Here is a 7,993-nt window from a genome sequence, read left to right as displayed (position 1 = left end):
GCCCCCGCCATCAATCCCACACCCCCCACCCCCCCCCCCCCCCCCCCCCCCCCCCCCCCCCCCCCCCCCCCCCCCGCTTCCTGTTACTTCACTGTGGAGCTAAGGAGAATTGAACTCCTGACCTCCTGCATGCCATGCAGGCGCTCTACCAACTGAGCTATAGCCCCGTGCCGTTTTCCGCCCGGTCTCCCTGGCGACATCGAGAACATTACACGGTCACCCCGGCCCACCACCAAATCGATTCCCCTAGGTGCCGATATGACCCGATTCGGGAGGCTCACCGGCGTGGCGCTCAGGCAGTGGCGAAGGAGTAGAAGCGCTTGAGGGTGCAGTGCTCCTCCAGGAGCCGCCCGTAGATCGGCTCCCCCTCCAGTTCCCGATATGTCTCGATCGGGTCGCCTTTTATGATCAGCGCCCGCGCACACTCCTCGCACCAGTACTGGTACTCGAGGTTGATCGGGTCCATGTCCCTGACGATGGGCGTACCGCTGCCGCACCAGTCGCACTTCCGCCTGTGTGCACCCATGAGTCAGCCGACGCCGCCTTCGGGGAACTCGGAGGCCTCGAGGGCTTCGGACACTCGGGAAACTTCGGGAACAAAGGGCAGGTCCGCGACCTCGTGGCGGCTCGCAGGCATCGCGCGCTCCCTCCCGTTCGGTCCGTCGCCCCCTCCGGCGGTCCGATTCTGCCATGGCCCCGCAAGGGGGTCAGCCCTGCGGAGAATCGACCGGCCACCGACGTCGCACGAGACCTGCAGACACACCCGCGATCGCGGCCACCAGGAGCCCGAGGGCGCATACCCGCAGCGCGTCCGCGGACCCGTGCGCCCCTGATGTATCAAGGCGGTTGAGGAAGAGCGTGCCGAAGGTCGCGACCCCGATCAACCGGCCGAGTTGGGTCACGGTCACCAGCACACCGCGCGCATCGGCGGCATCCTCCGGCCGTACAGCGGCCGGCGCGCCCGCGCGGGTGGGACTGCAGCCCGGCGCCGGTCCGGCGCCCATGACCACCAAAGCCGTATACGGCCCCCATTCCGGCCTCCTCGCCGTCGCGCATCACGAAGCCGACGACCCCTGAAGCGACAGTCACCGGGACGAACCCGTCCGGAACCAGGACCTTGGGGAGTCACCACCGCCGCAGCCACGCCCTGAACCAGCCGGAAGACGATCAACTGCCCGGTGTCCGCAGCCAGTCCGCAGGTGAGCGAGACGGTGATGAAGACCGCGAGCCGGGCAGGGTGGGCCCGGCCGTGTCCGAGCAGGCCGCCGGGTCCGGCGCCGGTGATCAGCCCGTGTCGCTGTCCGTCACGGGCTGCCGGAATACCGGATCGTGGCGCACACCCCCGCCGACGAGAAGAGCGGGGGCAGGTGGCGGCGCTGCGCCTACGCCGCGAGGTGAGCCGGAAACGCGAAGATCCCGCCCCCTGGTGGGGACGGGATCCTGATTGTGGAGCTAAGGAGAATTGAACTCCTGACCTCCTGCATGCCATGCAGGCGCTCTACCAACTGAGCTATAGCCCCGCTGTTCGCTGTGTTTCCCTGCGTTTCCACGCTGCGAACAAGAAGAACTTTAGCCTGTGACCAGCCAGAAAGTGAAATCCGGCCGACGCCGCCCGGAGGCGGCCTCCGACCACCGAACCGGCGCGCCCGAAGAGGCACGCTAGGCGTCGTCTCCGAGCACGGGCTCGGGCAGCGTGCCGGCGTTGTGCTCCTGCAGGCGCCAGCCGCGCGCGCCCTCGCCCAGCACCGACCAACAGCAGTTGGAGAGTCCGCCGAGCCCTTCCCAGTGGTGCGCTTCCAGGCCGAGCAGGCGCCCGATGGTCGTGCGGATCGTGCCACCGTGGCTGACCACGACGAGCGTGCCGCCGTCGGGCAGCTTGTCGGCGTGATCGAGCACGACGGGGGCGGCCCGGTCGGCGACCTCGGTCTCCAGCTCGCCGCCGCCGCGCCGCACGGGCTCGCCGCGCTTCCACGCGGCGTACTGCTCGCCGTACTGCCGGACGATCTCCTCATGGGTGAGGCCCTGCCAGGCACCCGCGTAGGTCTCGCGCAGTCCCGCGTCATGGGCGATCTCCAGCCCGGTGATCGCGGCGAGCTCGGCGGCCGTGGCCGCCGCCCGTCGCAGATCGGAGGCAACGATCGCGTCCGGCTTCAGCGAGGCGAGCAGCCGGGCGGCCCGGTGGGCCTGCCCGACGCCGGTCTCGGTCAGCTCGATGTCCGTGGACCCCTGGAACCGGCGCTCCAGGTTCCACGCCGTCTGACCGTGTCGCCAGAGGACGATCCTGCGGCCCCTGCCGCTGCTGCTGCCGTTCAGCTCAGGTCACCTTCCGTGCTGCCGGTGAGCTGGGCGTGCTCCTCGGCCTTGCCGCGAGTCTTGACGGCGTCCTCGGGGAGCGCGATCTCGGGGCAGTCCTTCCAGAGGCGCTCGAGCGCGTAGAAGACACGCTCCTCGCTGTGCTGGACGTGGATCACGATGTCGACGTAGTCGAGGAGGATCCAGCGGGCGTCGCGGTCGCCCTCGCGGCGCACCGGCTTGACGCCGAGCTCCTTCTGGAGCCGCTCCTCGATCTCGTCGACGATCGACTTGACCTGGCGGTCGTTGGGGGCCGAGGCCAGCAGGAAGGCGTCCGTGATCGACAGCACGTCGCTGACGTCGTACGCAATGATGTCGTGCGCGAGCCGGTCGGCGGCCGCCTGAGCGGCGGCGTTGATGAGCTCGATGGAGCGGTCCGTGGCGGTCACAAGCAGGCTTTCGTCGGCGGTCAGATCAACCTCTAGGGTCTCACGGACCGCCGACGGCGCACGCAGCGATCATTCGAAGATCGTCCTGGACGCTGAGCCCCGACTATTTGATCTTGTAGTCCTGGCCGAGGACAACGGACACATCGGCGTTCGCGGCAGGCTTGCCCTGCTTCACCGCGCTCGCCGGCAGGCCCAGGGTCTTGGCGACCTGAGTCGCCTTCTCCTTGTCCGCAGCCGCCTTGTAGACGACCGCGGACGACACCGCGGTGCCGGTGTTCCCGCCGCCGACGAAGGCATATCCACCGTTGACCAGCCTGATCCGGGCGGACTCCGTGCTGTCCTCGTCCCCGGTGCCGTTCTTGACGCCGACCCGCACGGCCGCGTCCTTGTCCGGGGCCTTCACCGTGCCGCCCAGGATGTCCTTGACGACGCTCTCGGTGGCTGCGTCGGTGAGGGTGCCGTCGGGCTGCACCGGCAGCAGTGCCGTCTTGTAGTCGCCGATCTTGGCGTGCTCGGCGAGCTTCGCCAGCGACGCGCCGAGATCCCTCTCGGGCAGCGACGGGTCCAGGATCTGCGCCAGCGTCTGCACGGTGACCGTGGCGGCCTTCGGATCGTCCGAGATCTTCCGCAGCACTCCGCGCATGACCTGCCCGAACCGCATGAGCTGCTTCGTCTCGGCCTCACCGGGGGCTCGGTAGGTGGCGTACGCGACGGCCATCCGGCCGCTCAGGGTCTGCGCCTCGCCCTTCTTGACCAAGGGCGACGCACCCTTCTTGGAGTCCGGCACATCGGTGTCGGTGTCGACCTCGATGTTGCCGACCAGGTCGACGAGGTTCTCCAGGTACGGGGTGTCGAGCCGCCATGTGCCACTGATGTCGGTGCCGAGCAACGTGTCGATGGACTCGCGGGTGCCGTCGGAACCGTCGTCGTCGACGGACTTGCCGAGGGTGGTCGTGTTGCCCTCGTCGTCGGAGACCGCGAGCGAGTTTGGCAGCAGGACCGTGGTCCCCTGCTTGGTGGTCACGTTGTCGACGAGCAGCGCCGTGGAGGTGCCGCCCTTCTTGGTGTTGTGCAGATGGACCACGATGACGTCTCGCTTCTGCGGACCCGTCGTCGCGGTGTTCTCCTTCTCCGAGCCGCCGAGGCCCGGGATCTTGCCCGCGGACCAGAGGTAGCCGACACCGCCGACCACGACCAGCGCCACCACGACGATCAGCGCGACCATCCGGTTGCGGCCGCGGCGGCGCGCCTCCTCGCGCCGCTCGCTGCGGCTCTCGGTGAACTTCAGCCAGTCGATGACGTCTTCGGAGTCCTCGTCAGGCTCCTCGATGAAGGAGAACTGCCCGGTGCCGTAGTCACGGTCCGCGCGGCGCTGCTCGGGAACGACCGGCTCCGGCTCGGACTCCGGCTCCCGCTCCTGCTGCGGGGCAGGGGCCGGCGCAGCCGTCGGCCTGGGAGCCTGCTGCGGGATGTTCCACTGCGCCGTGGTGTCGACCGCGGCCGGCTGCTGGCCGGTGTCATAGCCGTATCCGTCGTAGCCGTAGGGCTGCTGCTGAGGCTGCTGGGAGGCGTATGGGTCGTACTGCTGAGGCTGCTGGGAGTGCTGAGGCTGGGCATACGGGTCGTATCCGTACCCCGGCTGCCCCTGCCCCTCCCCCTGCTGTGCATACGGGTCGTACTGCCGCTGGGGCTGCTGGTGTTGCTGCTGCTCCTGCTGCCCAGGCTGCTGATACACCGGCTGCCCGTACTCGTCGTAGCCGACGATCTGCGGCTGCTGGTAGTACGGGTCGTACGGGTTCTGTCGGTCGTTCACCGGTGCCCCTCTCCGTGGCTCATTCGCCGCGGTACAGCTGGCGCTTGTCGATGTAGCGGACCACACCGTCCGGCACCAAGTACCAGACCGGCTCCCCCTGCGCGACTCTCGCACGACAGTCCGTGGACGAGATCGCGAGCGCCGGGACCTCCACGAGGGAGACACCGCCCTCCGGCAGCCCGTCGTCCGTGAGCACGTGCCCAGGCCGTGTCACACCGATGAAGTGGGACAGCGAGAACAGCTCCTCGGCGTCGCGCCAGGTGAGAATCTGCGAGAGCGCGTCGGCGCCGGTGATGAAGAAGAGGTCCGCGTCGCCATGGACCGCGCGCAGGTCCCGCAGCGTATCGATCGTGTACGTCGGTCCGCCACGGTCGATGTCACTGCGACTGACTGAGAACTGCGGATTGGACGCCGTCGCGATGACCGTCATCAGATAGCGGTCCTCGGCCGGGGAAACCTCCTTGTGGCTCTTCTGCCACGGCTGCCCGGTCGGAACGAAGACCACCTCGTCGAGGTGGAACTGGGCGGCCACTTCGCTGGCCGCCACCAGGTGTCCATGATGAATCGGGTCAAACGTCCCGCCCATCACACCGAGTCGGCGTTTGCCGCGGCCGGTAGGCACTTCCTGCTCTCCCATGCGTGCAGAGCCTACTGGCACAGCTGTACGCCTCCGCCTCAGCGGTCGCGGTTGAAGCGGGTGGTGATCCACAGCAGGAGCAGAAGCGTGACGAACGCACCGCCTCCGGTGAGGTACGGGCTGAGGCTTTCGTGGTTACCACCGTGCTCGCCACCCTCGGAGGCGAGAGTGACCAGCTGGTGTGCGGTGCTCGTGAGGCTCATCTTCGGCAGGACCTATCGATCGGGAGTCGGAAGGAAGACGTCGCGGACATCGTATGCGGGGGCCCTGGGCACGCTCACGCCGACTCAGTCGTTGTTGTCGTCGTTGCGGTATCCACGCAGCAGGAACCAGGCGAGCAGCGCCGCGCCGATGAGCGCGGCGAGCAGCACGATCCGAAGGGTGTTGCCCGGGCCCTGGTCCTCGGATCCGGCGGCGAGCAGAGCAACGGTGTGCGGCATGTTGGGCGTCTCCTCAGTTATCCACAGCCCCCCGCACACCGTAGCCCCAGCACCTACGCTGGGACTTGTCAGGGGGGCGAGCGACGTCTCGTACGAACAGGGGGCCCACTTCATGACCGACAACAGCCACGCGAGTCACGAGCACGTGCCGAGCAGGCAGCGCAGGCGCTTCTCGGGCATCTCGTCCCGGGCGTACGAACACCCGGCGGACCGGTCGGCTCTGGTGGCCCTGCGCAAGCTGAGCGGTTTCGACACGGTGTTCAAGGCACTGAGCGGCCTGCTGCCCGAGCGCAGCCTGCGGTTGCTCTTCCTCTCCGACTCCGTACGGGTGAGTGACGCCCAGTTCGCCCATCTCAATGACATGCTGCGCGACGCCTGTTACATCCTGGACCTGGAGAAGGTCCCCCCGATGTATGTGAACCAGGACCCGCAGCCGAATGCCATGTGCATCGGTCTCGACGAGCCGATCATCGTGGTGACGACGGGGCTCGTGGAGCTGCTCGACGAGGAGGAGATGCGGGCGGTCGTCGGCCATGAGGTGGGGCATGCCCTCTCCGGTCACGCCGTCTACCGCACGATTCTGCTGTTCCTCACCAATCTCGCACTGAAGGTCGCCTGGATCCCGCTCGGCAATGTGGCGATCATGACGATCGTGATGGCGCTGCGCGAGTGGTTCCGCAAGTCGGAGCTGTCCGCGGACCGGGCGGGGCTGCTGGTCGGCCAGGATTCGCAGGCCTCCATGCGCGGTCTGATGAAGATTGCCGGTGGCAATCATCTGCACGAGATGAATGTGGACGCCTTCCTCGCCCAGGCGGACGAGTACGAAAAGGGCGGCGACCTGCGCGATTCCGTACTCAAGATCCTCAATGTGCTGCCCCGCTCCCACCCGTTCACCACGGTGCGCGCGGCCGAGTTGAAGAAGTGGTCCGAGAGCCGCGACTACCAGCGGATCATGGACGGCCACTACCCGCGGCGCGAAGACGACAAGGACACGTCGGTGACGGACTCGTTCCGGGAGTCCGCCTCGCACTACGCCGACTCGGTGCGCACCAGCAAGGACCCGCTGATGAAGCTCGTGGGCGACATAGCCGGTGGCGCCGGGGACCTGGGCGGCAAGCTCCGCGACAAGTTCACCGGCGGCAGCCACGGCGGTGGTGCGGCAGGCAAGGGTGGCGCTACGGATGACTCCGGGGCGCCCCGGCAGTCGGGGACGGAGGACCCGGAGAGCCCTCAGGGGCCCGGGACAGCCGGGAGCTGACCTCCAGCGTCCCGCAGAGCGCCGTCGTGGGCCGGCCCGTCGCATACGGGTCGGTGCCCGCCGGCCCGCGGTAGGCCGCCCGTTCGCCGGCGAGCAGCGGGTGCAGGGTGCCGGTCGTGTCCGTCGAGCAGGCCTGCGGTCCGGCCTGGACGTAGCTGGTCCGCAGCTCCAGCCGGTGCAGCCGCAGGTCCTCCCGGTCGAAGCGGAAGTGCAGCTCGCGCCGTACGGTGAACAGCGAGACGCCGCCCGCTTTTTGAGGACCTGAGACGGCCGGGCGCAGGGCGTACGTGAAGGTGTGGTCCGACACCACCTCAAGGGTGTCGGACCCCGCCTCGGAGTAGGCCAGGGTCCCCTGGACCCGGATGTCCGGGTCTGCCAGCGTCACCTTCGTCGGGTCGAACCGCACCAGCCAGCCGGTCGCGGCATGCTGCCCGTCGTCGGCCGATCGGGTCATGCTCCGGTCGAACTGGTTCGCCTGGTCCGGGTCGAGCAGCAGCCCCACCGGCCGCACCGAGCCGCCGGTGAGGACGTCGGGGTCGAGGGAGGACGCCACCAGATAGTCCTTGACCGTGGTCAGGGCGGTGGTCACCTGGCTGTCCGAGAAGTTTTCGGTCCGCCGGGTCATCGGAAGGTTGATGCCTGCGGCACCTGTCCGGAAGTGGGCGGCGGGGCTCGTGGCGAAGAGGTCGGCGGCCTTGCCGCCGGGGACGGCACCGCGGGGCGCCAGGGGTATGACGGTCGACCGGAGCGGCTCGGCTCGTCTGCCGACGGGTGGCTGGTACGGATTGCTGAGACCCATGTAGACGGCAGTGGCGAAGGCGATGGCTATCAGGACGATCAGAGCGATGACGGCCCGGGATCCGGTGCGGAAGTGCCGGGCCGGGAGGCTGCGTACGGCGCGGGCGTGCTCGCCCATGCGTTCCTGAGCGGAGAATTCCTGGAGCCGGGCAGCACGGACGAACGACTCGTCGAAGACGACGGACCGGTACTCGTCCTCACCACCACCGGGGAGCCCCTCGGGTGCTCCTTCTGGCGGTTCTCCACGGCCTGTCATGACTTCTCCCGACTCCACGTCACCGGCCGAAGCCGACACGCTACGCTCTG

The 7,993-nt window shown here is 68.5% G+C and carries 10 protein-coding genes and 2 tRNA genes; 2 read left to right on the top strand and 10 right to left on the bottom strand.

Annotated elements, in window-relative coordinates; genetic code table 11:
* Window positions 1-94: 94 nt before the first annotated feature.
* Together ACIA8E_RS06640 and ACIA8E_RS06635 are read right to left on the bottom strand one after the other, a co-directional pair.
* Window positions 95-167 (bottom strand) — tRNA-Ala (locus ACIA8E_RS06640).
* 125 nt (window positions 168-292) lie between these two features.
* Window positions 293-526, bottom strand: a complete 234-nt coding sequence (locus tag ACIA8E_RS06635; protein ID WP_030921150.1) for a hypothetical protein — start codon at window positions 524-526, stop codon at window positions 293-295.
* Between the two features lie 332 nt (window positions 527-858).
* Here ACIA8E_RS06635 and ACIA8E_RS06630 point away from each other — a divergent pair, with 332 nt between their 5' ends.
* Window positions 859-1,077, top strand: a complete 219-nt coding sequence (locus ACIA8E_RS06630) for a hypothetical protein (protein ID WP_399295234.1) — start codon at window positions 859-861, stop codon at window positions 1,075-1,077.
* Between the two features lie 370 nt (window positions 1,078-1,447).
* On the opposite strand, the gene ACIA8E_RS06625 is transcribed toward ACIA8E_RS06630, so the two are convergent.
* The 7 genes from ACIA8E_RS06625 to ACIA8E_RS06595 all read right to left on the bottom strand — a co-directional run bounded on the left by ACIA8E_RS06625 (window position 1,448) and on the right by ACIA8E_RS06595 (window position 5,631).
* Window positions 1,448-1,520 (bottom strand) — tRNA-Ala (locus tag ACIA8E_RS06625).
* Window positions 1,521-1,659: 139 nt separating this feature from the next.
* Window positions 1,660-2,313 carry a histidine phosphatase family protein gene (locus ACIA8E_RS06620; protein ID WP_399296021.1) on the bottom strand — a complete coding sequence of 218 codons (654 nt, stop codon included), beginning with the start codon at window positions 2,311-2,313 and terminating at the stop codon, window positions 1,660-1,662.
* Window positions 2,310-2,741, bottom strand: a complete 432-nt coding sequence (rsfS, locus tag ACIA8E_RS06615; protein WP_267005230.1) for a ribosome silencing factor — start codon at window positions 2,739-2,741, stop codon at window positions 2,310-2,312. Before rsfS ends, ACIA8E_RS06620 begins: the two co-directional genes overlap by 4 nt.
* A 103-nt stretch (window positions 2,742-2,844) precedes the next feature.
* Window positions 2,845-4,554, bottom strand: a complete 1,710-nt coding sequence (locus ACIA8E_RS06610) for an LCP family protein (protein WP_399295232.1) — start codon at window positions 4,552-4,554, stop codon at window positions 2,845-2,847.
* Between the two features lie 19 nt (window positions 4,555-4,573).
* Window positions 4,574-5,191 carry a nicotinate-nucleotide adenylyltransferase gene (gene nadD / locus ACIA8E_RS06605; protein ID WP_030970147.1) on the bottom strand — a complete coding sequence of 206 codons (618 nt, stop codon included), beginning with the start codon at window positions 5,189-5,191 and terminating at the stop codon, window positions 4,574-4,576.
* A gap of 38 nt (window positions 5,192-5,229) precedes the next feature.
* The gene (locus ACIA8E_RS06600) at window positions 5,230-5,394 is read right to left on the bottom strand and encodes a hypothetical protein (RefSeq protein ID WP_030921167.1); all 165 of its coding nucleotides are present in this window, start codon (window positions 5,392-5,394) and stop codon (window positions 5,230-5,232) included.
* A gap of 84 nt (window positions 5,395-5,478) precedes the next feature.
* A complete protein-coding gene (locus ACIA8E_RS06595; RefSeq protein ID WP_399295229.1) occupies window positions 5,479-5,631 on the bottom strand; it encodes a hypothetical protein in 153 nt (50 codons plus the stop codon).
* A gap of 112 nt (window positions 5,632-5,743) precedes the next feature.
* On the opposite strand from ACIA8E_RS06595, the gene ACIA8E_RS06590 reads away from it, so the two are divergent.
* Entirely contained in the window at window positions 5,744-6,889 is a 1,146-nt protein-coding gene (locus ACIA8E_RS06590; RefSeq protein WP_399295227.1) for a M48 family metallopeptidase, read from the top strand.
* Here the strand turns inward: ACIA8E_RS06590 and ACIA8E_RS06585 are convergent.
* On the bottom strand, window positions 6,807-7,943 hold the full coding sequence (locus tag ACIA8E_RS06585; protein ID WP_399295225.1) for a hypothetical protein: 1,137 nt from the start codon (window positions 7,941-7,943) through the stop codon (window positions 6,807-6,809). The two genes, ACIA8E_RS06590 and ACIA8E_RS06585, sit on opposite strands and share 83 nt — an antisense overlap.
* Window positions 7,944-7,993: the final 50 nt, after the last annotated feature.

Source organism: Streptomyces sp. NPDC051664, from assembly GCF_044453545.1.
Classification (GTDB): Bacteria; Actinomycetota; Actinomycetes; order Streptomycetales; family Streptomycetaceae; genus Streptomyces.
This window is presented reverse-complemented; position numbering and strand designations above follow the sequence as displayed.

What these genes read in the sequence shown, in the direction of transcription:
- ACIA8E_RS06590 (WP_399295227.1), top strand. Translation starts at nt 5,744, where the DNA reads ATGACCGACAACAGCCACGCGAGTCACGAGCACGTGCCGAGCAGGCAG.
- ACIA8E_RS06595 (WP_399295229.1), bottom strand. Translation starts at nt 5,631, where the DNA reads ATGCCGCACACCGTTGCTCTGCTCGCCGCCGGATCCGAGGACCAGGGC.
- nadD (WP_030970147.1), bottom strand. Translation starts at nt 5,191, where the DNA reads ATGGGAGAGCAGGAAGTGCCTACCGGCCGCGGCAAACGCCGACTCGGT.
- ACIA8E_RS06635 (WP_030921150.1), bottom strand. Translation starts at nt 526, where the DNA reads ATGGGTGCACACAGGCGGAAGTGCGACTGGTGCGGCAGCGGTACGCCC.
- ACIA8E_RS06600 (WP_030921167.1), bottom strand. Translation starts at nt 5,394, where the DNA reads ATGAGCCTCACGAGCACCGCACACCAGCTGGTCACTCTCGCCTCCGAG.
- ACIA8E_RS06585 (WP_399295225.1), bottom strand. Translation starts at nt 7,943, where the DNA reads ATGACAGGCCGTGGAGAACCGCCAGAAGGAGCACCCGAGGGGCTCCCC.